The 22,723-nt window shown below is 65.1% G+C and carries 17 protein-coding genes and 3 pseudogenes; 16 read left to right on the top strand and 4 right to left on the bottom strand.

All coding sequences use genetic code 11. The features are described from left to right. The first annotated feature begins 38 nt into the window (after positions 1–38). The 16 genes from ACFJI0_RS14265 to ACFJI0_RS14190 all read left to right on the top strand — a co-directional run bounded on the left by ACFJI0_RS14265 (position 39) and on the right by ACFJI0_RS14190 (position 15,218). Positions 39–1,010 (top strand): LysR family transcriptional regulator, encoded by a 972-nt coding sequence (locus tag ACFJI0_RS14265; RefSeq protein WP_382156769.1) that lies wholly within the window; start codon positions 39–41, stop codon positions 1,008–1,010. Between the two features lie 69 nt (positions 1,011–1,079). After that, the gene (locus tag ACFJI0_RS14260) at positions 1,080–1,550 is read left to right on the top strand and encodes a Spy/CpxP family protein refolding chaperone (RefSeq protein ID WP_382320594.1); all 471 of its coding nucleotides are present in this window, start codon (positions 1,080–1,082) and stop codon (positions 1,548–1,550) included. 14 nt (positions 1,551–1,564) lie between these two features. Then, on the top strand, positions 1,565–1,861 hold the full coding sequence (locus tag ACFJI0_RS14255) for a hypothetical protein (protein WP_291118856.1): 297 nt from the start codon (positions 1,565–1,567) through the stop codon (positions 1,859–1,861). A gap of 9 nt (positions 1,862–1,870) precedes the next feature. Beyond that, a complete protein-coding gene (locus ACFJI0_RS14250; RefSeq protein WP_382156773.1) occupies positions 1,871–2,578 on the top strand; it encodes a response regulator transcription factor in 708 nt (235 codons plus the stop codon). Positions 2,579–2,674: 96 nt separating this feature from the next. Further along, entirely contained in the window at positions 2,675–3,955 is a 1,281-nt protein-coding gene (locus ACFJI0_RS14245; protein WP_382320592.1) for an ATP-binding protein, read from the top strand. A 109-nt stretch (positions 3,956–4,064) separates the two neighbouring features. Beyond that, a complete protein-coding gene (locus ACFJI0_RS14240; protein WP_382320590.1) occupies positions 4,065–6,854 on the top strand; it encodes a type I restriction-modification enzyme R subunit C-terminal domain-containing protein in 2,790 nt (929 codons plus the stop codon). Next, a complete protein-coding gene (locus ACFJI0_RS14235; RefSeq protein ID WP_382320588.1) occupies positions 6,851–8,275 on the top strand; it encodes a restriction endonuclease subunit S in 1,425 nt (474 codons plus the stop codon). Before ACFJI0_RS14240 ends, ACFJI0_RS14235 begins: the two co-directional genes overlap by 4 nt. Before the next feature lie 3 nt (positions 8,276–8,278). After that, complete coding sequence (locus ACFJI0_RS14230) at positions 8,279–9,178, top strand: hypothetical protein (protein WP_382320586.1); 900 nt, start codon at positions 8,279–8,281, stop codon at positions 9,176–9,178. A 24-nt stretch (positions 9,179–9,202) separates the two neighbouring features. Next, entirely contained in the window at positions 9,203–10,117 is a 915-nt protein-coding gene (locus ACFJI0_RS14225) for an HNH endonuclease (RefSeq protein WP_382320584.1), read from the top strand. 1 nt (position 10,118) lies between these two features. Further along, on the top strand, positions 10,119–10,745 hold the full coding sequence (locus tag ACFJI0_RS14220) for a GIY-YIG nuclease family protein (RefSeq protein WP_382320583.1): 627 nt from the start codon (positions 10,119–10,121) through the stop codon (positions 10,743–10,745). Positions 10,746–10,764: 19 nt separating this feature from the next. Next, a complete protein-coding gene (locus tag ACFJI0_RS14215) occupies positions 10,765–11,034 on the top strand; it encodes a DUF4357 domain-containing protein (RefSeq protein ID WP_382320581.1) in 270 nt (89 codons plus the stop codon). Positions 11,035–11,090: 56 nt separating this feature from the next. After that, positions 11,091–12,029: a PIN domain-containing protein gene (locus ACFJI0_RS14210; RefSeq protein WP_382320579.1), complete on the top strand. Its 939-nt coding sequence runs from the start codon at positions 11,091–11,093 to the stop codon at positions 12,027–12,029. Then, positions 11,930–12,616, top strand: coding sequence for a hypothetical protein (locus ACFJI0_RS14205; RefSeq protein WP_382320576.1), 687 nt, complete (start codon positions 11,930–11,932; stop codon positions 12,614–12,616). Before ACFJI0_RS14210 ends, ACFJI0_RS14205 begins: the two co-directional genes overlap by 100 nt. Then, positions 12,609–13,292: a hypothetical protein gene (locus ACFJI0_RS14200; RefSeq protein WP_382320574.1), complete on the top strand. Its 684-nt coding sequence runs from the start codon at positions 12,609–12,611 to the stop codon at positions 13,290–13,292. The genes ACFJI0_RS14205 and ACFJI0_RS14200 overlap by 8 nt, the downstream gene beginning before the upstream one ends. 2 nt (positions 13,293–13,294) lie before the next feature. Further along, entirely contained in the window at positions 13,295–14,701 is a 1,407-nt protein-coding gene (locus ACFJI0_RS14195; protein WP_382320573.1) for an N-6 DNA methylase, read from the top strand. A gap of 100 nt (positions 14,702–14,801) precedes the next feature. After that, entirely contained in the window at positions 14,802–15,218 is a 417-nt protein-coding gene (locus tag ACFJI0_RS14190) for a PPC domain-containing DNA-binding protein (protein WP_382325651.1), read from the top strand. A 60-nt stretch (positions 15,219–15,278) separates the two neighbouring features. On the opposite strand, the pseudogene rpoD reads toward ACFJI0_RS14190, so the two are convergent. The 4 genes and pseudogenes from rpoD to ACFJI0_RS14170 all read right to left on the bottom strand — a co-directional run bounded on the left by rpoD (position 15,279) and on the right by ACFJI0_RS14170 (position 22,660). Next, a pseudogene (gene rpoD / locus ACFJI0_RS14185) lies at positions 15,279–17,619 on the bottom strand (RNA polymerase sigma factor RpoD). 315 nt (positions 17,620–17,934) lie between these two features. After that, a pseudogene (gene dnaG, locus ACFJI0_RS14180) lies at positions 17,935–19,954 on the bottom strand (DNA primase). A gap of 13 nt (positions 19,955–19,967) precedes the next feature. Then, a pseudogene (locus tag ACFJI0_RS14175) lies at positions 19,968–21,798 on the bottom strand (gamma-glutamyltransferase family protein). 103 nt (positions 21,799–21,901) lie between these two features. Next, positions 21,902–22,660 (bottom strand): 3-hydroxyacyl-CoA dehydrogenase, encoded by a 759-nt coding sequence (locus ACFJI0_RS14170; protein ID WP_382156785.1) that lies wholly within the window; start codon positions 22,658–22,660, stop codon positions 21,902–21,904. Positions 22,661–22,723 lie beyond the last annotated feature (63 nt).

Raw genomic sequence — 22,723 nt, 5'->3', positions numbered from 1 at the left:
GCATAATTGGGCATGTTGCATTCGAATTTTCAGTGCGCATGAGTTCACTGAACCAGCTTCTGCATCCGAAGGCCCTGCGCTACCTGGCGGCTGTCGCGCAGCTCGGTTCGGTGCAGGCGGCCGCGCGCGAGGTGTCCATTTCCGCCTCCGCGATCGACCGCCACATCCTGCTGATGGAAGAAGACCTCGGGCTGCCGCTGTTCGAGCGCCAGCCGCGCGGCATGCGGTTGACGGCCGCGGGCGAACTGCTGCTGGCGCTCTCGCAGCGATGGAAGACCGACCTCAACCGCACGCTGTCCGACATCAAGCACCTGCAGGGCGTGAGCCAGGGCCAGCTGCGCCTGGCCGCGATGGACAGCCACGTCAACGGCTTCCTGCCCGAGTTCGTGGCGGTGGTGGCGCGGGAACACCCGGGCATCGTGCTGGAGGTGGACATCGTCAGCACCGACGACGCCGTGCAGCGCCTGCGCGCGGGCGAGGTCGATCTGGCGGTGGCCTTCAACCTCAAGCCCGGCCGCGACCTGCACATCGTGGCCAGCGCCGAGCTGCCGCTGGGCTGCGTGGTGGCGCCGGGCCATCCGCTGGCCGCGCAGGCCCAGGTGACGTTCAAGGACGTGGCGGCCTGGCCGATGGCCGCGCAAAGCCGGGTGCTGGCGATCCGCCGCTACCTGGAGCGGCGCCACAACTGGCTGCTGGAGGAAGCCCGGCCACCGCTGGTGACGAACTCGCTGCAGCTCGTCAAGAGCCTGGTGCGCAGCGGCAGCCACGTGGCGCTCACCTCCGAGCTCGATGCCGGTCCCGAGATCCTCGCGGGCAGTCTGTGCTTCGTGCCCCTCAAGGACAAGAGTGCCCAGCCGCAGACCGTGGGCGTGGCGATCAGCGCGAGCCGCTCGCTGCCGCGCATCGCGCGCATGGTCGCCGAGCGCCTGGGCGCGCATGTGAACGACTACCTGGCCCAGGTGCGTGCGGCCGGCGTCGATACAAAACGAAAAAAACCGAAACTGCGCTGAGACCCCGAGGCGCACCGCTGCCGGCACCATGGCGGTCATGTTCAACAGTCCCTTTGAAAGGACACCGTCATGAAACCCTGGATCAAGCGCTCGCTCATGGCCTTCACCGGCATCTCCATCGCCATCGGCGGCCTGGCCGCCTGCGGCACGCGCGGTCACCACGAGCGCGCGCCCATGAGCGCCGAGAAGATCGCCGAAGTGCGCGGCAAGGTGGTCAACCGCATCACGAGCAAGCTCGACCTCAACGCCGAACAGCAGCAGAAGCTCAACGTGCTGGCCGACAAGGTGCAGGCCCAGCGCACGGCCCTGATCGGCCAGACCACGAACCCGCGCGGCGAGATGCAGGCGCTGATCGCCGGCGAGAAGTTCGACCGCGCCCGCGCGCTGAACCTGCTCGACGAGAAGACCCGCGTGGTGCAGGTCAGCAGCCCCGAGGTGATCAACGCCCTGGCCGACTTCTACGACAGCCTGAGCCCGACGCAACAGGCCGAGGTGCGCGAGCGCATGGGCAAGCGCCGCGGCTGGTTCTCGCGCGGCTGAGCGGGGTGAACCCCATGTCGCCCGTGCTGCAACCGATCGCCCAGCGCCTGCGCGACCACGGTCCGGCGCTGCTGGCCGGGGTGGACGACCCGCACGACGAGCTGCTGGCCCTGGTGTGGGGCCCGCGCTTCGACCGCGAGCACGCGCTGGGGCTGTGGGCGCGGCTCTCTCGCCGCCAGCCGAACGACGCCGTGCCCGCGCTGCCGGCCATCCTCTCGGTGGCCGACCGTTTCGACGGGCTGGACCGTGGCGCGCAGCAACGGCTTCGCCGCCTCATCGTGCGCCACCGCAGCCTGACGGGCGCAATGTGACAATGCCGCATGCACCGCGTTCTGCTCATTGACGACGACGAACAGCTCGGCCCGCCGCTGGCGACCTACTTCCAGCGCTTCGAGCTGGCGCTGGCGCACGCGCTGCGGCCCAGCGAGGGCTTGGCGCGCCTGCGCGCCGAAGCCTTCGACGCCGCCATCCTCGACGTGATGCTGCCCGAGATGGACGGCTTCGAACTCTGCCGCACCATCCGCAAGGAAAGCGACATTCCCATCGTGATGCTCACCGCGCGCGGCGACGTGATGGACCGCGTGGTCGGCCTCGAACTCGGCGCCGACGCCTACCTGCCCAAGCCCTTCGAGCCGCGCGAGCTGGTGGCGCACATCCAGACCGTGCTGCGGCGCCGCCATGGCGGCAACGGCCCGCCGGCCGCGCCCGCCAGCGCGGTGGAGCCCGGCACCCTGGTGTTCGACGGCCTCACCATCGACCCGACGCGCCGCAGCGTGCTGCGCGAGGGCCAGGCGGTGGAGCTCACCAGCACCGAGTTCGACCTGCTGCACCTGCTCGCGCGCGAGGCCGGGCGCGTGCTCAGCCGCGACGACATCCTCAACCAGCTGCGCGGCCACGAGGCCGACCTCTACACGCGCGCGGTCGACATCGTGGTGAGCCGCCTGCGCAAGAAGCTCGAGCCGCTGGACTGCATCAAGACCCTGCGCAACGCGGGCTACTCGCTGGCGTTGCGCCGCATCGCGCCATGACCCAGGCGCTGCCCTGGTACCGCCGGGCTTTCCTGGCCTTGCGCTGCTCCCTCAAGCTGCGCATGGTGATGGTGTTCCTGCTGCTGGCCACTGGCCATGTCGTTCACCTTCATCAGCGGGGCGCAGAAGGCTTTTTCGGTCGGCTGGCGCGAGGCCGCGCGCCCGGTGCTCATGGACTACGTGGACCGCCTGACGGCCGATGTGGCCGCCGGCGGCAGCCCCAGCATCGAGCGCGCGCAAGCCCTCACGCAGCGCCTGCCGCTCACCATCGACATCGTCGGCCCGCGGGTCAACTGGCGTTCGCACCCCGACCACCAGCGCCCGCACTGGCTGCGCGAGCGGGCCCGGGACCGGGGCGCGGACGACGACGCCGGCTGGGGCGACGACAAGGACTGGCAACAGCTGCTGCAACGCACCACGGCCGATCGCCACCGCCTGGAATTCGGCTTGAACGAAGCGGTGTTCGACCGCCGGCCCAAAATCGTGGGCTACACGCTGGTGGCCTTGCTCATCCTCACGCTGCTCGCCTTCCTGTACGTGCGCCGCCTGCTGCGACCGCTCGACGACATCCGGCAGGGCGCCCTGCGCTTCGGCGCGGGCCGGTTCGACCAGCCCATTCCTGTGCGCCACCCCCGGGGGCCCGACGAACTGGGCGAACTGGCCGCGACCATCAACACCATGGGCCAGGACATCCAGCAGATGCTCGACGCCCAGCGCTCCCTGCTGCTGGCTATCAGCCACGAGCTGCGCAGCCCGCTGACCCGCGCGCGGCTCAACACCGAGCTGCTGCCCGAGGGCGTCGACGTCGCCCCGCAGCGCGAGGCCCTGTTGCGCGACCTCAGCGAAATGGCCCGCCTCATCAGCGACCTGCTGGAAAGCGAGAGACTGGCCGGGCGCCACCAGGCGCTGAGTCGCGAGCCCACCGACCCGGTTGCGCTGGCCCGTGACGTGATCGACGAACTCACCATCACGCAGCCCGCGGCCCGCAGCATCCAGCTGCACGCTCCCTACAGCCTGCCCACGCTGCCGCTGGACCAGATCCGCGTGCGCCTGCTGCTGCGCAACCTGCTCGACAACGCACTGCGCCACAGCACCGGCGCGCCGCGGGCGGTGGAACTGCACATCCGCGCGCTGGAAGCGGGGCAGGGCATCGAACTCGAAGTGCGCGACCATGGCCCCGGCGTACCCGACGACCAGTTGCCCCACCTTGCGCAGGCCTTCTTCCGCCCCGACACCGCGCGCACGCGCAACGCCGGCGGCGTGGGCCTGGGCCTCTACCTGTGCAGGCTGGTGGCGCAGGCGCACGGGGGCACTTTCGCGGTGCGCAATGCACACCCCGGGCTGGCGGTGACGGTGACCTTGCCTTCCGCCCCCTAGAATGCAACAAGAGGAAACAACGCCACTACCACACGCATGACGCCCGAGGCCCGCGCCCGCCAGACCATCGACGCATTGCTCATCGCAGCGGGCTGGCACGTCTGCAGTGTTGCGCAACGCCAACATCCATGCAGGTGATGGCGCAGTCAAAGGCGTCGCCATTCGCGAGTTTCCCCTCAACCCGGGCCACGGTTACGCCGACTACCTGCTGTACGTCAACGGCAAAGCCTGTGGCGTGATCGAAGCCAAGAAGGAAGGCGCCACGCTCAGTGGTGTGGAAGGGCAAAGCGCCCGATATGCGCAGGGACTGCCCGTCAGTCTGCCGGCCTGGCGCCGGCCGCTGCCCTTCGTGTTCGAGTCTACCGGGGTGGAAACCCGCTTCACCAACGGGCTGGACCCTGCACCCCGCGCCCGGCCGCTGTTCGCCTTCTACCGGCCTGATCTCTTGCTGCACTGGCTCACTCCCGTTCGGGCTGAGCCTGTCGAAGCCCACCCTTCGACAAGCTCAGGGCGAACGGTACAGGAGCCAGCGGCGAGATACGGTTCATCCGGCACCTTCCTCGCCCGCCTGCAGCAGATGCCCCCGCTCGTGACCGAATGGGGCAGTGGCGGCGCCAGCTACCAGCTGTGGCCCGCGCAGATCAAGGCCATCCAGAACCTGGAGAAGAGCCTGGCCGCCAACAAGCCCAAGGCCCTGATCCAGATCGCCACGGGCAGCGGCAAGACCTTTACCGCCATCAGCTTCATCTACCGGCTCATCAAGTTCGGTGGTGCCCGGCGCGTGCTGTTTCTGGTGGACCGTGGCAACCTCGCGCGCCAGACCAAGAAAGAGTTCGACGCCTACGCCAGCCCGCACAACAACTACAAGTTTGGCGAGGAGTACATCGTCCAGCACCTGCAAGGCAACAACCTGGACACCAGCGCCCGCGTCGTCATCTGCACCATCCAGCGCATGTTCAGCATGCTCAAGGGCAAAGACCTGCCCGAAGAGGCTGACGAGACTAGCACGGAAGGTGCCGAGTCTCTGTTCAAGGACCCCGAGCCCATCGGCTACAACCCGGCCATCCCCATCGAGATGTTCGACATCGTCGTCACCGACGAAGCCCACCGCAGCATCTACAACCTCTGGCGCCAGGTGCTGGAATACTTTGACGCGTACCTCATCGGCCTCACCGCCACGCCCAACAAGCAGACCTTCGGATTCTTCAACCAGAACCTGGTCATGGAATACGGCCACGCCCAGGCCGTGGCCGACGGCGTCAACGTCAACTACGACGTCTACCGCATCAAGACCGAAGTGACCGAAGCCGGCGCCAAGGTGGACAAGGGCTACTGGCTGGAAACCCAAGACAAAGCCACCCGCCGCAAGACCGCCTGGCAGCTCGACGAAGACTTTGAATACGACCCCACTGAGTTGGACCGCGCCGTGCAGACGCCCGACCAGATCCGCACCGTGGTGCGGACCCTGCGCGACAACTGGAATGTGGACCTGTTTCCCCACCGGCAGGAACTGCCCAAGACACTCATCTTTGCCAAGGACGACAACCACGCCGAAAAGATCGTCGAGATCCTGCGCGAAGAGTTCGCCCGCGGCAACGAGTTCGCGCAGAAGATCACCTACCGCACCACCGGCACCAGCCCCGAACAGCTCATCAAGGACTTCCGCACCGCCTACTACCCGCGCGTGGCCGTCACCGTGGACATGATCGCCACCGGCACCGACATCAAACCGGTCGAAATCGTCATGTTCATGCGCTCGGTGAAAAGCCGCAGCTTCTTCGAGCAGATGAAAGGCCGGGGCGTGCGCGTGTGCAACCCCACCGACCTCATGCAGGTCAACCCCGGCGAGCACCTGCGCAAAGACCACTTCGTCATCGTCGACTGTGTGGGCGTGTGCGAGCGCGACAAGACCGACAGCCGCCCCCTGGACCAGAAGAAGAGCGTGCCGCTCGACAAACTGCTGCAGGCGGTGGCCCTGGGCAATGTGGAAGACGAAGTGCTCAGCAGCGTGGCCGCCCGCCTGAGCCGGCTCGACAAGGACCTTGACGAAGAAGACCAGGCCCGCATCATCGAAGCCAGCGGCGGCCACAGCCTGCGCGAACTGGCACGCGGCATCGTGCAAGCCCTCAATGCCGAAGAAGACGATGACTCCACCCCCTTCGCACAGCAATCACGCCTGCAACAAGCCGCCCAACCCTTCACCAACCCCACCCTGCGCGAGCTCATCCTCAAGCTCAGACAGAAAGCCGATCTCGTCATCGACACCGTCACGCAAGACGCGCTGCTGCACGCCGGCTTTGCCGAAGGCAGCGACCGCGCCAAGGAGCTGGTGCAGAGTTTCGAAGCCTTCATCGCCCAGCACAAGGACGAGATCACCGCGCTGCAGATCCTCTACAACCGCCCGGTGCGCGCTCCGCTGAAGTTCGAAGACATCAAGGCCCTGGCCGACGCCCTGCACAGCCCGCCACACCTGATCGACGAAAGCGCCTTGTGGCAGGCCTACGCCGCGCTCAACAAGACCCGCGTCAAAGGCACCAGCCAGCGCCGCCTGCTCACCGATCTGGTGAGCCTGGTGCGCTTCGCCATGCAACAAGACAACGAACTCGTGCCGTACCCCGAACGGGTGCAAGCCAACTTCAAAGCCTGGTTCGCACAACAATCTCAACTCCCTCTCCCGCGTGCGGGAGAGGGCAGGGGTGAGGGCTCCCCCTTCACCCCCGACCAACTCCACTGGCTAGAAATGATCCGCGACCACATAGCCGCCAACCTCGGCATCGACATCGAAGACTTCAGCTACGCCCCCTTTGAGCAGGAAGGCGGGCTGGGCAAGGTGCATCAGTTGTTTGGGGCTGAGCTGCCACAGGTGATTGAGACGCTGAATCGGGAGTTGGCGGCGTGAGCGCACTCGTTGAGTTCAATGCTCTTAGCGAATTGCCCGCAGGCTGGGCTTGGAAGCCGTTGCAGAGCCTCACGAAAAATCCAAGGCAGGATGTGGTCGATGGGCCTTTCGGGTCCGACCTGAAGGCTTCAGAGTACGTGAGCGAGGGCGTTCCAATCGCACGCTTGCAAAACATTGATCGCAATGCTTTTGTTACTAAGAACATTCGATTTTTGACACTTGAGAAAGCACAGGACTTGGCACGCCACGAGTTCAAGCCAGACGACATCTTGATCACCAAGCTCGGTGACCCTTTGGGCAAGGCCTGCATCGTTCCTGAGTCGATTGGGCGTGGGGTAATCGTTGCGGATTTGGTTCGGGTGCGACCAGATGAGAACCAAGTTGATCGCCGATACCTCACTTACGCAATCAACTCCCCAGAGATCATTAAACAGTTCGAACTACACACAAAGGGCACCACGCGACCACGTATCAATCTGAGCGTGTTGAGGCAATTGCCCATCCCAGTGGCTCCTCGAGAAGTACAGGGCGAGATCGTCGCCGAAATCGAAAAGCAGTTCTCCCGCCTCGACGAAGCCGTCGCCAACCTCCAGCGCGTCAAGGCCAACCTCAAACGCTACAAAGCCGCCATCCTCAAAGCCGCCGTCGAAGGCCGCCTCGTAGAAACCGAAGCCAGCCTCGCCCACCGCGAAGGCCGCAGCTACGAAACTGGCAACCAACTACTGCAACGAATCCTCGAACAACGACGTATTCAGTGGGCTGGGCGTGGCAAGTACAAAGAACCCGAGTTCCTCACAAACGTGAGCCGCGTGGACATTCCGGAAGGATGGACATGGGCTTCGCTAGAGCAATTGCATCTTCAGATCGCTGACGTGGATCACAGGATGCCAAAGGGGCAGCAGGACGGTGTCCCGTACGTCAGTACGAAGGACTTCTTGGACGATGAAGGCATCGACTTCGCGGGAGCCAAACGAATTTCGTCAGAAGACTACGAGGCACTCTGCCGAAAGGTGAAACCAGAGCGCGGTGACGTACTATTGTCTCGATATGGCACTGTTGGTGAGGTCAGAGCGGTGACGGTCGACTCACCGTTTCAGGCGTCTTACAGTGTCGCGATCCTCAAGCCCGTTAGAGAAAATTTCCCGGTCAGATTCTTGATTGCAGCATTGCGTTCAGAGGTAGTGACGGCTCAGATCAAGCGAGACGTTCGCGCTACTGCGCAGCCAGATTTGGGGCTCGCTCACATCCGGAAGTTCGTAGTCCCTTTGCCGCCCATTGGGGAGCAGGTGCGGATTGTCGAAGAGCTTGATCGTTGCCTGTCAGTTATTCGCGAAGTGGAGGCCGAAGTTGCAGCTAACCTCCTGCGTGCGCACTCGTTGCGGAAAGCAACGCTTGCCAAAGCTTTCATGAAAGCGGACTGAACTATGCGCATCGGGTTTGAGAGCGATACCGGCCATGTATATGAAGGCGCCAGTGCGCCGCAGTTTGCCGTTTTGCCTCCACCGCTTCTCTCCCAGGCCAAGTTGATCACCAATCCCGAGGACTGGAGCGCACCACCCAAAGGCTTGTTTTCTGATCCGTTTGCCTGGGTGTTCCGGGAGGACAGTTTTGACACGGTGACTCGAGTACGCCGTGGGCGGCTATTTCAGCCTCAGAGCCAAAGCCAACCAGAGTCCGTGCTTACGGCAGGCCATCCACTTATTGAGAACGCACTCCGTTCCGTGGCGGGCGGTGGGCGTACTCGCAGGCTGTACACCTACATGCCTTGCACCGCTGTGCTGCACATGCCGAATGGCGGCCTCGGACAAACGTTGCTCATCGGGCAGGTGCGTGGCTCATCGGCTTGGCGGGTGATCCAAGCGGAGATGGTGCTCGGTGACGATGTCATGTTGACACTCAAGGCGCTGAGTGCATTCGGTGTGTTGCCCGAACTCGCACTCTCCGCCATTCCTGAAGCGGATCGAGCGGCTGTCAGGTCAGCGGTGGACCGTGTGCTGGATTCGGCGTTCCGTGAAACACCTGTCTCCGTCATCGATCAATGCCGTAATGCGATGACGGTCGTGTTGTCTCGCTGGCTGGTTGCAGACACGGGGGACTCGGCTTTTGCTGGCAAAGACTTGGCGGCACTGGCAAAGGCCATGGAAACTGTGAACCCGTCCAAGCAATGTGCGGCTTGGGTCGGTCAATTGTTGGCCCGTTTGCATGTGCGCGGCAAGTCGAATGAGCAGGTCTCTAGGTCGCTTCGGTTGCCCGTTGAAGAGGACGCAGAGTTGTGCCTACACAATTTGGGTTTTTTGCTGCGGGAGCTTGGTTGGGCACACTGAAGGGTAGCCTTGAGTTCATGCAACTTGAAAGAGCAGATGTCAAACATATTGAGTGAAGTGGATCCAAAAGGACATCGCCGCGTTATTGACCTTGTGCGCGAAGCTGGGGTGAACGTGTCTGATTGGTCAAACTTCAAGAGTGGCCCCAAGCCGGAACGCGCCGCGAGCAATCCGAAGTACTGTTACGAATGGGCGTTCGTAGAACCAGGCAAGGTTGTCGTTCTAAATCTTTGGTTTGACTCGATGAAAGAGCAGGGCGAGACATTGCGCCAGGAAATCAATCCACGTCAGTTCGGTATCGACATGGGAAGAGCCGGACGAAAGACTTGGGAGCGTCGAGCGTCCAGAATGGACCGCTGTATTCAGCAGTCAGCAAGGACCAAGATGCCGATTCGTGTGATTGTTTGCCAAGGCGAAATGAGAACGGCAGAAGATCCTGATGCGGAGCCTTCCCACGTTTATCGAAGAGCGTTGGACCCCGAGCCATGGGCCATTACCTTCTACGATCAGACAACTGGTGCTTGCGTCGTGACACGTGGTGCTGAGCCAGATCGCTTCACTGATCAGTTTGACGAGGTCCCCGGTGATCACTATCACTCTCCGGAGCAGCGCGATGCAAACGGAAAGGTCTTTGTTCGCAGTGCTGAAATACGGAAGCGTGTGCTTCGGAGAGCCGCTGGGCTATGTGAATTCTGTGGTGCGCTTGGGTTTGTGAAATATGACGGCCGAATTTTCTTGGAAACTCATCATGTGATCCCCTTGTCTGAGAAAGGCGGGGATGGCGAAACCAACGTCATTGCTCTTTGTCCCAACCATCATCGAGAAGCGCACTACAGCAACCGCCGGGTGCCAATGAGGGCGTTGATGCAAAGCAAGGTCTACGAAGCGAACAGTCGTGCGATGCAGGCCATTGCGATACCGATTGCTGCGCTGGACTAGGATGACAGCCAACACTCAGCCTTTCTCCCTTCGCATCTTCGTCGCCGACGGCGATCCTGACGGCCTGCGCATCGTCGAGCGCTTCAACGCCAGCGCCCGCGCCGTGGTGTTCCCGCGGGCCTTGCTGCCGCAGGTGAAGGCCCGGCCCGAATTGCAGCAGACCGGGGTGTACCTGCTGCTCGGCCCGCGGCCGGACGGCGAGGGTGAACTGCTGTACGTGGGCGAGGGCGACCCCATTCGCCCCCGGCTGGAGAGCCACTACGCGCAGAAAGACTTCTGGACCCGCGCCATTGGTTTCGTGGCGGTGGGTGGGTTGATGAACAAGGCGCATGTGCAGTTTCTGGAGGCGCGGCTGATCGCGCTGGCCCGCGCGGCCAAGCGCGTGCCGTTGGACAACGGCAACTATCCCAGCGAGCCCAGCCTGAGCGAGGCGGACCGGTCGGACATGTTGGTGTTTCTGGATCACATTCTGGGCATGCTGCCGGTGTTGGGGGTGCATGCGTTCGAACAGGTTGCTCCGAGACCGGTCCCGCCAGCTGAAGTACCTGACGCTGGACGAGAGGTCATCTATGAGGCTGGAACGTTGATGACATGCAGCGCAAAGGGCGTTTTCAGCTGCTGGGTTTGAGTCGAGCCAAGGCTTTGTGGTGCAAAAAGGCTCACAGGCAGTGCAGGTCGTCACGCCTTCGTTTCAGACTTTCCCGGGAAGCGTTCGGCGCCGTGATGAACTGATCGCGAACGGCGTACTGGTGCCTGACGAGAGCTGCTACAGGTTTGCTCAGGATTTTGCCTTTACGTCTCCTTCAGCGGCGTCCGATATGGTGCTGGGGAGCGTGACCAATGGCCGGACTGTTTGGAAAGACTCCCGCGGGCGAACGCTGAAAGAGTTGCAAGAAGCTGAGAGCAAGCAAGGATGATGTAAACAACGGTTGTGCGAGGCGTGCCGAAGCCGATTGGCCACCAGGGGGACAACATGAAAGAACAACACTTGCTGGTGGACTTCGAAAATGTTCAGCCCGGCATGGAAGACTTGTTGAAGATCGCGCCGAAGCTCACCGATGTATGGCTGTTTCATGGCCCGAACCAGACCAAACGCGCCGAGCAACTGAAGGCGGCGCATGAGCGGGTGACGCTGGTGCCGCACTCAGGCAAGGGCAAGAACGCGCTGGACTTCCACTTGTCGTTCTACCTGGGCTACCTGGCCGCCAAACACCCGGAGGCCAACCTGGTGGTGGTGGCGAACGACAAGGGCTATGACTCGATGCTCGGTCACGCCAAGTTGCTGGAGTTCAGAGCGACGCGGGTGGGGTTCAAGGCCAGGAAGGCGCCTGCCGCCAAGAAGGCCGCGCCAGCGAAGAAGGTCACGGCAAAGAAGGCCGCACCGGCCAAGAAAGTGGCGCCACCAGCCAAGAAGCTTGTGGCCGAAAAGGCACCGGCCAAGAAGGTGCCTGCCAAGACGGCGGTCGCCGAAAAAAGCGGTGACCAAAATGCCGGCGTCTGCGGTGCAGGCAACGGCCCAGACAACGCCCGCTCCAGCGGACAAGGTATTGGCGCGGGCGAAAGCGTCCTTGGCCAAGATGGGGAAGAACCGCCCAATCAAGCTCACTTCTCTGCTGCGCCACCTGAAGTCCATCGTGGGGCAGGGAGCGACGGCCGAAGACGCGGACGCCTTGTCTCGGCGTCTGGAAGAGGCCAAGGTCATCCAGGTGGTGGGCGATCTGGTGCTGTATCCCTGACGGCCTGCCGTGTCGACTTGCGGAAAAGCCGTTTGGCTGTTAAATTCTATATTCGCAAATCGAGAATATTGAACAAATGCAGCTCAAACCCCAGGATTTTCTCGTCGCCCTCAAGCTCGTGGCTTGGGGCGACCAGCGCTGGACGTATGCGCGCCTGGCGCAGGAGCTGGGGCTGAGCGCTTCGGAAGCCCATGCTTCGGTAAAGCGGGGTTTGCTGTCCGGGTTGCTGCTGCAGAACCGCGCTTCGGCGGCTTCGTTCGCGGGCGCGGCCGGCGCGGGAGCCCAAGCGCTGCGGGAGCCACAGGGCATTTATCGGGTCACGCGCAAACGGGTGCGCCGCAGTGCGGTGCACTCGGAAGAAGATGTCGGGCTGCCGGATAACCCGGTGCGCGTACATGCCCAGGCGCTGGCGGAATTCGCCCTGCACGGGGCCAAGTACGCTTTTCCCGGCGTGCGTCTGCCGCTGGCGGTCGGGGTGCCCACGAGCCACAGCGCGCCCGCGTTTGCCGGCGTGTTCGCACCCGGCAGCACAGACTTTGTCTGGCCGCACCCGAACGGATCGGTGCGCGGCATGGGGGTGGAGCCGCTGCACCCTTCTGTGCCCTTTGCCGCCATGCAGGACGCGAAGCTGTACGACATGCTGGCGCTGTTCGATGCTCTGCGCGTGGGCAAGGCGCGCGAGCGGAACATGGCCATGGAGCGGCTGCAGGCCTTGATCGACCCGAGTGCGCCCACGCCGCAAAAGGATTCGCCGCGTGGCTGACCCGAATCTGGCGCTGTTGATGGCCATGGCGCGCGCGATGGGTCCACTGTGCGAGCAGGTGGTGTTCGTAGGCGGTTGCGCCACGGGGCTGCTCATCGACAACCCAGGCTTGATGGACGTGAGGCCCACCGAAGATGTGGACGCCATCGTGGAAGTCACGTCACTGGCGGGTTACCACCAGCTGGCCGAGCACTTGGCGCAACGCGGCTTCAAGCAGACCATGGCGGACAACACGCCACCGTTTCGCTGGTATTGGAACCGCCTGCAACTGGACTTGGCCCCGCTGGACGAAAAGGTGCTGGGTTTCGCCAACCCGTGGTACCGGGCGGGCTTCGAATCGGCGGAGCAGGCCACAGGGGAAGACGGTTTGGTTCTACGGCACCTTTCGGCGCCGTACTTCCTGGCCACCAAGTTCGAAGCCTTCAAGGATCGCGGTCGCAACGATGTGTTTGTGAGCCATGATCTGGAGGACATCATGACCGTGGTGGAGGGGCGTGCAGCCCTTGTGAAGGAGGTCAAGGCCGCGCCCGACAATGTGCGGTTGCATATCGCCCGGTCGGTGGCAAATTTGCTGGCCTTGCCAACCTTCACCAATGCCTTGCCCGGTCTCCTGAGCGACCCGGAGCGCGAAGAGACTGCCCTTGCGCGTCTGAGTCAGATTTCATTTTTTGCTTGAGCATGAACAACAACACCCATTCCCTCGTCCAGAAGCTCTGGAACTACTGCAATGTGCTGCGCGACGACGGCATGAGCTATGGCGACTATGTGGAGCAACTGACCTATCTGCTGTTTCTCAAGATGGCGCATGAGCGCAGCCAGCCGCCGCATAACCAGGCGAGCATCGTGCCCAAGGGCTATGGATGGCCCGAGCTGCTGGCACGAGATGGCGACGCACTGTTTGACCACTACCGCCACACCCTGGAGCGCCTCGGGCTGGAACGCGGCACGCTGGGCCTGATCTTTGCCAAGGCCCAAAACAAGTTCCAGGACCCGGCCAAGCTGCGCCGCGTGGTGGCGGACCTGATCGACGCGGAAACCTGGACCATCCTGGGCGCGGATGTGAAGGGCGATGCCTACGAGGGCCTGCTGGAGCGCAATGCACAAGACACCAAGAGCGGCGCGGGCCAGTACTTCACGCCGCGCGCGCTCATTCAGGCCATGGTGGACTGCATCGGCCCGCGGCCGGGCGAGACGATTTGCGACCCGGCCTGTGGCACGGGCGGTTTTCTGTTCACCGCGCACCACCACATCACCGCGCACCACAAGAATCTCACACGCGACCAGCTCAAACACCTGAAGGAAAAGGCCTTCACCGGCTACGAGCTCGTGCAGGCCACGGCGCGCGTGTGTGCGATGAACCTGATGCTGCACGGCATCGGATCCGAAAAGTCGGTGCCGGTGGTGGTGGGTGATGCGTTGGGCGCCGATCCCGGCGCGCGCTTTGACGTGGTGCTGGCCAACCCGCCGTTCGGCAAGAAAAGCAGCACCGTGATCGTGGGTGAAGACGGCCGCACGAGCACGGAAAAAGACATCATCGAACGCGACGACTTCTGGGCCACCACGAGCAACAAGCAGCTCAACTTCGTGCAGCACATCAAGACGCTGCTGCGCACGAACGGGCGCGCGGCGGTGGTGCTGCCCGACAACGTCCTTTTTGAAGGCGGGGCGGGCGAAACCATTCGCCGTCGTTTGATGCAGGAATGCGACCTGCACACCCTGCTGCGCTTGCCCACAGGTTTGTTCTACGCACAAGGCGTCAAGGCCAATGTGCTGTTCTTCGACAAGAAGCCCGCCAGCGAAACGCCCTGGACACGGAAGCTGTGGATCTATGACCTGCGCACCAACCAGCACTTCACGCTCAAGACCAATCCATTGCGGCGCGAGCACCTGGACGAGTTCGTGGCGCTCTACAACATGGCCAACCGCAACCAGCGCCTGGCACCTGGAGCGCCGAACAGCCGACGGGGCGGTGGCGTGACTACAGCTATGAAGACATCATGGCCCGTGACAAGGCCAGCCTCGACATCTTCTGGCTCAAGGACGATTCGCTGGCAGACAGCGACAACCTGCCGGCACCCGATGTGATTGCGCAGGAAATCGTGGAAGACCTGCAAGCCGCGCTGGAGCAGTTCAAGCTGATTGCGGGGGACCTGGGTGCCGAAGTGGACGAGTCGGCGTGAACGAGATGAAGACCCTGCCGCTCCGCCTCACTCCCGGCCAGGACTTGCGCTCGGCCCTGGAGGCGGCAGTGCGCGAGCAGGGCTGTGAGGCCGCGTTCGTGATCTCGGGCATCGGCAGCCTGAGCGATGCGCGCCTGCGCTTCGCGGGCGTGGACCAGGCCCAGACCTTGGACGGTGACAGCGAGATCCTGAGCCTGTCGGGCACGGTGGGGGTGGACGGCGAGGGCCGCAGCCACTCGCACCTGCACATGGCCGTGTCCACCGCCAGCGGTGCCGTCTTCGGCGGCCACGTGGTGCCGGGCTGCCGCGTGCGCACCACGGCCGAGGTGCTGCTGGGCCTGCTGCCCGAATGGCGTTTCTCGCGCGAGGCCGACCCCGCCACCGGTTTCCCGGAACTGGTGGTGCGGCCGCGCGAAGCCTGAGGCGTGCGCCACCCAGAAAAAAAGGGAGCCAGTGGCTCCCTTTTTGTGACCGACCGCCGCTTACAGCGTGTCGATGAAGCTGCGCAGCTTGTCCGAGCGGCTCGGGTGCTTGAGCTTGCGCACCGCCTTGCTTTCGATCTGGCGGATGCGCTCGCGCGTCACGTCGAACTGCTTGCCCACTTCTTCCAGCGTGTGGTCGGTGGACATCTCGATGCCGAAGCGCATGCGCAGCACCTTGGCTTCGCGCGGCGTGAGGCTGTCGAGGATCTCCTTGACCACTTCGCGCAGGCCGGCCTGCATCGCGGCCTCGATGGGCGCGGTGTTGGCCTGGTCTTCGATGAAGTCGCCCAGGTGCGAATCGTCGTCGTCGCCGATGGGGGTTTCCATCGAGATCGGCTCTTTCGCGATCTTCATGATCTTGCGGATCTTGTCCTCGGGCATCTCCATCTTCTCGGCCAGGATGGACGCATCGGGCTCGAAGCCGAACTCCTGCAAGTGCTGGCGGCTGATGCGGTTCATCTTGTTGATGGTCTCGATCATGTGCACCGGGATGCGGATGGTGCGCGCCTGGTCGGCGATCGAGCGGGTGATGGCCTGGCGGATCCACCACGTGGCGTAGGTCGAGAACTTGTAGCCGCGGCGGTATTCGAACTTGTCCACCGCCTTCATCAGGCCGATGTTGCCTTCCTGGATCAGGTCCAGGAACTGCAGGCCGCGGTTGGTGTACTTCTTCGCGATCGAGATCACCAGGCGCAGGTTGGCCTCGATCATTTCCTTCTTCGCGTCGCGCGAGGTGGACTCGCCCTGGTTCATCCGCTTGTGGATGTCTTTCAGGTGCGCCAGCGGCACGACCACGCTGCTCTGGATGTTGATCAGGCCCTGCTGCAGCTCCTGCACCGGCGGGATGTTGCGCTCGATGATCACGCTCCACGGCTTGCCGGCGGCGGCCTGCTTCTCGACCCACTTGAGGTTGAGCAGGTTGGGCGGGAATTCCTTGATGAAGGTTTCCTGCGGCATGCCGCACTTGTCCACGATGATGCGGCGCAGCTCGCGTTCTTTCTTGCGCACGTCGTCGACCTGGCTGCGCATGGTGCCGCAGAGCTTCTCGATCGCCTTGGCGGTGAAGCGGATGGACATCAGCGTTTCGGTGATGGCCGTCTGCGTCTTGAGGTAGCTCGGCGTGCCGTAGCCTTCCTTGTCGTAGGTCTTGTGCAGCTTCTCGAACAGCGCGCGCATGTTGTCGAAGCGGGTGAGGGCTTCGCGCTTGAGTTCTTCGAGCTTGCGGGTCAGGGCCTTGGAGCCGCCCTTGCCGTCGTCGTCGTCGGCTTCGTCGTAATCGTCGAAGTCTTCTTCGGCCACGTAGTCATCGGCCTCGTCGGCGTCGGCGAAACCGTCCACCACGGTGGAGATGACGACCTTGCCTTCGCGGATGTCCTCGGCCATCACCAGGATCTCGGCGATGGTGGCCGGGCTCTCGCTGATGGCGGCCATCATGTCGTTGAGGCCACCCTCGATGCGCTTGGCGATCTCGATTTCGCCTTCGCGCGTGAGCAGCTCCACCGTGCCCCATTTCGCGCATATACATGCGCACGGGGTCGGTGGTGCGGCCGAATTCGCTGTCCACCGTGGACAGGGCGGCTTCGGCTTCTTCCTCGGCTTCCTCTTCGGTGGCGGCGGTCGGGCCGGTGTTGTTCAGCAGCAGGGTCTCGGCGTCGGGCGTCTGTTCGTAGACGGCCACGCCCATGTCGTTGAGCAGCGAGACCACCACTTCCAGGGTCTCGGCTTCCACCAGCTTGTCGGGCAGGTGGTCGTTGATTTCGCCGTGCGTGAGGTAGCCGCGCGTCTTGCCCAGCTTGATCAGGGTCTTGAGGCGTTCGCGGCGGTTGCGGGCTTCCTCTTCGGACAGGACGGTTTCGTCCAGGCCGAATTCCTTCATCAGCGCGCGCTCCTTCGCCTTGCTGATCTTCATGCGCAGGGGTTTGACCTTCTCGGTCGTCTGCGCGGCGGTGGTGTCCACCGCCTCGACTTCGGTCTCGTCACCCGTCAGGTCGTCCTCGATGTCGCTGAGGTCGGCATCGTCCAGGTCGGCATCGCCTCCCTTGCCCTTGGCGTCCGCCTTGGGCTTGCGGCCGCGCTTGGCCGCGGGCTTGTCGCCCGCATCGGCCTTGGCCGGGCGACCGGCCTTCTTCTTCGCGGGTTCTTCGAGCAGTTCGGCCTCGGACTTGGCCTTCACGGCGGTCTTCTTGGCGGGCGCGGCCTTGGCGGCGGCTTTGACGGGGGGCTTCTGGGTCACAGCGGGGGCTTTCTTCGGGGGAGAAACCGGGGCGGCCGCGCGCGGGCTGGCCTTCTTGGCGGTTTTGGTGCTGGACGCAACGGACGTACTGGATTTCTTCGCGGGCATGGGGACCTCAAAAAAATGTCGAACTGGAGCCGGCAGAACACACAAAAAACGCCTGAAAGGCCGCGCGACGCGGTCCGTTCCGGTGATTTTGTTGGGCACAACGCCTGCCTTTCGCCGGAAAGGGCAGGCCTGCAAGCTGTGGGGCGAACATTTGGTGTGCAGTCCTTGCGGGGTTCCGTCGGGCCGGGGAGGTCGCCGAGGTGGCCAGGAAGGTGTTCCATCTAGCCCCTTGCTGGGGCCGGGCCGGTGCCGGAGGTGCTGCTGTCGCGCTTGCGGTGCAAAACCTTGGATTATACCGCTGACAAAGTTTTTTTGTCAGGCGGGCGTGTCGCTTTGGAGGGCCTGCAGCTGGGCGTTGACCCGTTTGTAGTCCTCCATGGCGCTGGCATCTCCCGCGGCCACGCGCTCGGCCAGCTGGCGAGCCTGTTCCACCAGCCCGTCGCGGCGCAGGCGGTGCATCACGTCGTTCAGCTCGGACAGCTCGGCGCTCGGGTCGCCGCCCAGGGTCGCCTGCTCGACCTGGACGCAGGCAAAGGTCTCGTGTTCGTGGCCGCGCAGGGCCTCGCGCACCGCAGCCCAGGGCTGGTGCCCGTGTTCGTGCAGCTGGGCTTCCAGCCAGACGAACACCGGGCCGTGGGGCGCGGGCAGGTGGGCCAGCAGGGCGTGGTCGTCGGCCGAGAGCGTGTCCCAGGCCTGCGGGCTGGCCAGCAGCAGACCCACCGCGCGGTCGGCCCGGCTGCCCCCCGCGCGGCGCGTGCCCAGCATGCGGGGCGGGGGCGGCGGGCCTTTGCGCCACTTGCCGAAGCCCTTGCCGCCGCCGCCGTAGGTTTTGCCACCACCGCCGTAGCCGCCACCGCCGCTGCTGTAACCGCCGCCGGCGCCGCTGTCGTAGCCCGGGTCCGAGGTGTAGGCCGCGCTGGCCCCGCCGCCGTCGTAACCGGCGTCGTGCCCCGGCTGCGCGGGCGCCGGGCTGGCGGCCCGGGGCTTGCGCGGGCCGCCGCCGGTCTGCTGCCAGAGCTGCAGCAGGTCCGGGCTGCCGATGCCGATGCCGGCGGCCAGTTCGCCGATGAGCTGGCGCTTGAGCGCGCCATCGGGCAGGGCGCTCCAGAGTGGGCGCGCCTGGCTGGCCATGCGCGCGCGGCCTTCAGCGGTGCTGAGGTCGCAGTCGGCACCGGCGGATTCGACCAGGAAGCGCGACAGCGGCACGGCCTCCTTCACGCACTGCGCGAAAGCCGCCTCGCCGTTGGCGCGGATGAAGCTGTCCGGGTCGTGTTCGGCCGGCAGGAACAGGAACTTGACGCTGCGCGTGTCGGTGGCCAGGGGCAGGGCGGCATCGAGCGCCTTGCGCGCGGCGCGCCGGCCGGCGCCGTCGCCGTCGAAGCTGAAGACCACGGCGTCGGTGAAGCGGAACAGCTTTTGCACGTGGTCGGGCGTGCAGGCCGTGCCCAGCGTTGCGCACGGCGTTGGCGAAGCCGAGCTGGGCCAGCGCGACCACGTCCATGTAGCCTTCGGTGACGAGGGCGTAGCCGGCCACGCGGATGGCGGTGCGGCCCTCGAACAGGCCGTAGAGCTCGCGGCCCTTGCTGAACACCGGCGTTTCGGGCGAGTTGAGGTACTTGGGCTCGCCCTTGTCGAGCACGCGCCCGCCAAAGCCGATGCACTCGCCCTTGACGTTGCGGATCGGGAACATGATCCGGTCGCGGAAGCGGTCGTAGCGCTTGGCCTGGCCGTCGGCGCCTTTTTCGTCCTCGTGCTCGATCACCATGCCCGACTCGACCAGCAGGGGCGCCTGGTAGTCGGGGAACACGCTGGCCAGGGCGCGCCAGCCCTCGGGCGCGTAGCCCAGGCCGAAGGTCTTGGCGATCTGGCCCGAGAGGCCGCGGCCCTTGAGGTAGTCGATGGCGCGCGGCGAGACCTTGAGTTGCTTGGCGTAGGCCTGCGCGGCCTTCTCGAGCACGTCGGTGAGCGTGGCCTGCTTCTGGCGCTGCTGCGCGGCGCGCTCGCGGTCCTGCGGCGAGGCCTCGTCTTCCGGCACCTGCATGCCGGCCTGCTGGGCGAGGTCTTTCACCGCCTCGATGAAGCTCATGCCGGCGTGTTCCATCAGGAAACCGATGGCGTTGCCGTTGGCCCCGCAGCCGAAGCAGTGGTAGAACTGTTTGCTCGGGCTGACGCTGAACGAGGGCGATTTTTCGCCGTGGAACGGGCACAGGCCCATCAGGTTGGCGCCGCCCTTCTTGAGCTGCACGTAGCGGCCCACCACGTCAACCACGTCCACGCGGTTGAGCAGTTCCTGGATGAAGGTCTGGGGGATCGCCGCCGGGGTATTCTGACCGATGCACCCCGGTTGCTCAGTCCCCGGCGACGATGCCCTCGCGGCGGGGATCGGCTCCGCCCAGCCACACCCGCTGGCCGCGCTGCGTGCCCCGCATCAGGGCCTGCAGGCCGCTGGTCATGTCCGCTTCCTCCACCGTGTGGCCGCGCTGGCGCAGGGCCTCCACGGTGGCGGGCGCAAACCGTTTCTGTTCCAGCAGCAAGGGCCCACCGGTGGTGCCGAAGTTGGGCAGGTTGATCGCGTCCTGCGGCGACAGGCCCCATTGCAGCGTGCCGTGCAGGGTCTTGGCGGTGAAGTGGATGATGAGCGCGCCGCCCGGGCTGCCCGCGCTCATCAGCAGCTCGCCGCTGGCCTTGTCGAACACCAGGGTGGGCGACATCGAGGAGCGCGGCCGCTTGCCCGGTTCGACGCGGTTGGCGATGGCTTGGCCCTGGGCGTTGCGGGGAGCGAAGCTGAAGTCGGTGAGCTCGTTGTTGAGCAGGAAACCACCCGGGCGGCTCGGATCGGTGGTGACCATGAGGCGCGAGCCGAAGACGGCCTCGATGGTGGTGGTCATGGCCAGCGCATTGCCGTAGGCGTCCACGATGCTGATGTGGCTGGTGCCGTACTCGGGCTGCTCGGGCATGGGCGCCCAGCCCACCTGCACGCCGCCCGGCACGCCGGCGGGCGCCTGCGGCATGCGGGCGTTCGGGCTGATGAGGCGGGCGCGCTCGTCCAGGTAGCGCGCATCGAGCAAGCTGCTCCAGCGGCCACCAGGGGCGGCGACGAAATCCGGGTCGGCCACGTACTGCGCGCGGTCGGCGAACGCCAGGCGCGAGGCCTCGGTGTAGCTGTGCAGCCAGTCGGCCGAGGGCAGGGCGGTGCCCATCGCGGGTTTCACCAGCGGCTCCTGGGCCTGCGGCGTGCGCGCGAGCAGACCGAGGATCTGGCCGACCGCGATGGCGCCCGAGCTGGGTGGCGGGAAGCCGCAGACGCGCAAGGCGCGCTGCGCGGCCGTGTGGTCGTGGCACAGGGCTTCGCGCTCGCGCGGCTGGTAGCGCTGGAGGTCTTCGAGGCTGAGGCTGCCGGGTCGCACCGGGTGCTGCCGCACCTTGTTGACGATGGCCTGGGCCACCGGGCCTTCGTGCAGGGCGATCGGGCCCTGGGCCGCGATGTTCCTGAGCACCTGCGCGAGTTCGGGGTTGCGCAGCACATGGCCCACCGGGTGCGGCTGGCCGTCGGGCCGGTAGAAGTAGGCGGCCGCGACCGGGTCGTTCTTCAGCGCGGTCTCGGCCAGCAGCAGGGTGTGCAGCCGGGGGCTGACGGCGAAGCCCTGGTCGGCCAGCGCGATGGCGGGCTCGAACAGGCGCGCCCAGGGCAGCTTGCCGTGTTGGCGGTGGGCCTGCGCGAGCATCGCCACCGCGCCGGGGGGTGCCCACCGAGCGGCCGCTGGCCACGGCCACCATGAAGGGCAGGGGCTTGCCCTGTTCGTCGAGGAAGAGTTGCTCGTTGGCCCCGGCGGGCGCGGTCTCGCGGCCATCGAAGGCCTGGACGCGGCGCCCGTCGTGGTGCAGCAGGAAGGCACCGCCGCCGATGCCGCTGGACTGCGGCTCCACCAGCGTGAGCACCATCTGCACGGCGATGGCCGCGTCCACCGCGCTGCCGCCGGCGCGCAGGATGCGCGCGCCGGCCTCGGTGGCCAGCGGGTTGGCCGCCGCCACGGCCTGGCGCGGGAAGGCCCAGCCCGGTTTGACCGTGAGGCCCGAGGCACCCTCGGGCTGCTGGATGGAAGAGGAGGAAGGGGTGGTGGGTGTGCCGCAGGCGCTGAGCAGGCTCAGCGAGGCGATCAGGCAGGCAAGGCGTGTCATGGCAATGGCTCCTTGAAGATCGTTGTCGAGACGGCCACCGTATCCCAGAAACGCGGATGGACCGCCTTGGCGGTCCATGGAGGCGTAAGAAACCGTTTCGGGATTACTTCGGTGCCAGGCGGATCGCGCCATCCAGGCGGATCACCTCGCCGTTGAGCATGTCGTTCTCGAAGATGTGTTTGGCCAGCTTGGCGTAGTCCTCCGGGGTGCCCAGGCGGCTCGGGAAGGGCACGCCGGCGGCCAGCGCGTCCTGCACTTCCTTGGGCATGCCGAAGAGCATGGGTGTGCCGAAGATGCCGGGGGCGATGGTCATGTTGCGGACGCCGTTGCGCGCCAGGTCGCGCGCGATCGGCAGCGTCATGCCGACGATGCCGCCCTTGGACGCCGCGTAGGCCGCCTGGCCGATCTGGCCGTCGTAGGCCGCCACGCTGGCGGTGGAGATCATCACGCCGCGCTCGCCGGTGGCCTCGGGCTCGTTCTTGCACATGGCCTCGGCGGCCAGGCGGATCATGTTGAAGCTGCCCACCAGGTTGACCATGATGGTCTTGGTGTAAACGCCCAGGTTGTGCGCACCGTTCTTGCCCACGGTCTTCTCGGCCGGGGCGATGCCGGCACAGTTCACCAGGCCCATGAGCTTGCCCAGGGACAGGGCCTTGGCCACCACCGCCTGGCCGTCGGCCTCGTTGCTCACGTCGCACTTCACGAACGCGCCGCCAATCTCCTTGGCCACGGCTTCGCCCTTGTCGGCCTGCATGTCGGCGATCACGACCTTGCCGCCGTTGGCCGCCAGCATGCGCGCCGTGCCTTCGCCCAGCCCCGATGCGCCGCCGGTGACGATGAATACCTTGCCTTGAATGTCCATGGGTGTGCTCCTGTGTGATGAGAGGGGATGTGACGTTGACGTAAACGTCAATTCGACCCGGAT

It is taken from the genome of Hydrogenophaga sp. UC242_53 (assembly GCF_042696965.1).
Taxonomy (GTDB): Bacteria; Pseudomonadota; Gammaproteobacteria; order Burkholderiales; family Burkholderiaceae_C; genus Hydrogenophaga.
The sequence above is the reverse complement of the archived record's forward strand: the minus strand, read 5'-3'. Positions and strand labels throughout refer to the sequence as shown.

Excerpts from the sequence above, each read along its gene's own strand:
- ACFJI0_RS14195 (WP_382320573.1), top strand. The coding sequence starts at position 13,295 with ATGAACAACAACACCCATTCCCTCGTCCAGAAGCTCTGGAACTACTGC.
- ACFJI0_RS14230 (WP_382320586.1), top strand. The coding sequence starts at position 8,279 with ATGCGCATCGGGTTTGAGAGCGATACCGGCCATGTATATGAAGGCGCC.
- ACFJI0_RS14170 (WP_382156785.1), bottom strand. The coding sequence starts at position 22,660 with ATGGACATTCAAGGCAAGGTATTCATCGTCACCGGCGGCGCATCGGGG.
- ACFJI0_RS14190 (WP_382325651.1), top strand. The coding sequence starts at position 14,802 with ATGAAGACCCTGCCGCTCCGCCTCACTCCCGGCCAGGACTTGCGCTCG.
- ACFJI0_RS14265 (WP_382156769.1), top strand. The coding sequence starts at position 39 with ATGAGTTCACTGAACCAGCTTCTGCATCCGAAGGCCCTGCGCTACCTG.
- ACFJI0_RS14245 (WP_382320592.1), top strand. The coding sequence starts at position 2,675 with ATGTCGTTCACCTTCATCAGCGGGGCGCAGAAGGCTTTTTCGGTCGGC.
- ACFJI0_RS14260 (WP_382320594.1), top strand. The coding sequence starts at position 1,080 with ATGAAACCCTGGATCAAGCGCTCGCTCATGGCCTTCACCGGCATCTCC.
- ACFJI0_RS14210 (WP_382320579.1), top strand. The coding sequence starts at position 11,091 with ATGAAAGAACAACACTTGCTGGTGGACTTCGAAAATGTTCAGCCCGGC.
- ACFJI0_RS14250 (WP_382156773.1), top strand. The coding sequence starts at position 1,871 with ATGCACCGCGTTCTGCTCATTGACGACGACGAACAGCTCGGCCCGCCG.
- ACFJI0_RS14220 (WP_382320583.1), top strand. The coding sequence starts at position 10,119 with ATGACAGCCAACACTCAGCCTTTCTCCCTTCGCATCTTCGTCGCCGAC.
- ACFJI0_RS14205 (WP_382320576.1), top strand. The coding sequence starts at position 11,930 with ATGCAGCTCAAACCCCAGGATTTTCTCGTCGCCCTCAAGCTCGTGGCT.
- ACFJI0_RS14255 (WP_291118856.1), top strand. The coding sequence starts at position 1,565 with ATGTCGCCCGTGCTGCAACCGATCGCCCAGCGCCTGCGCGACCACGGT.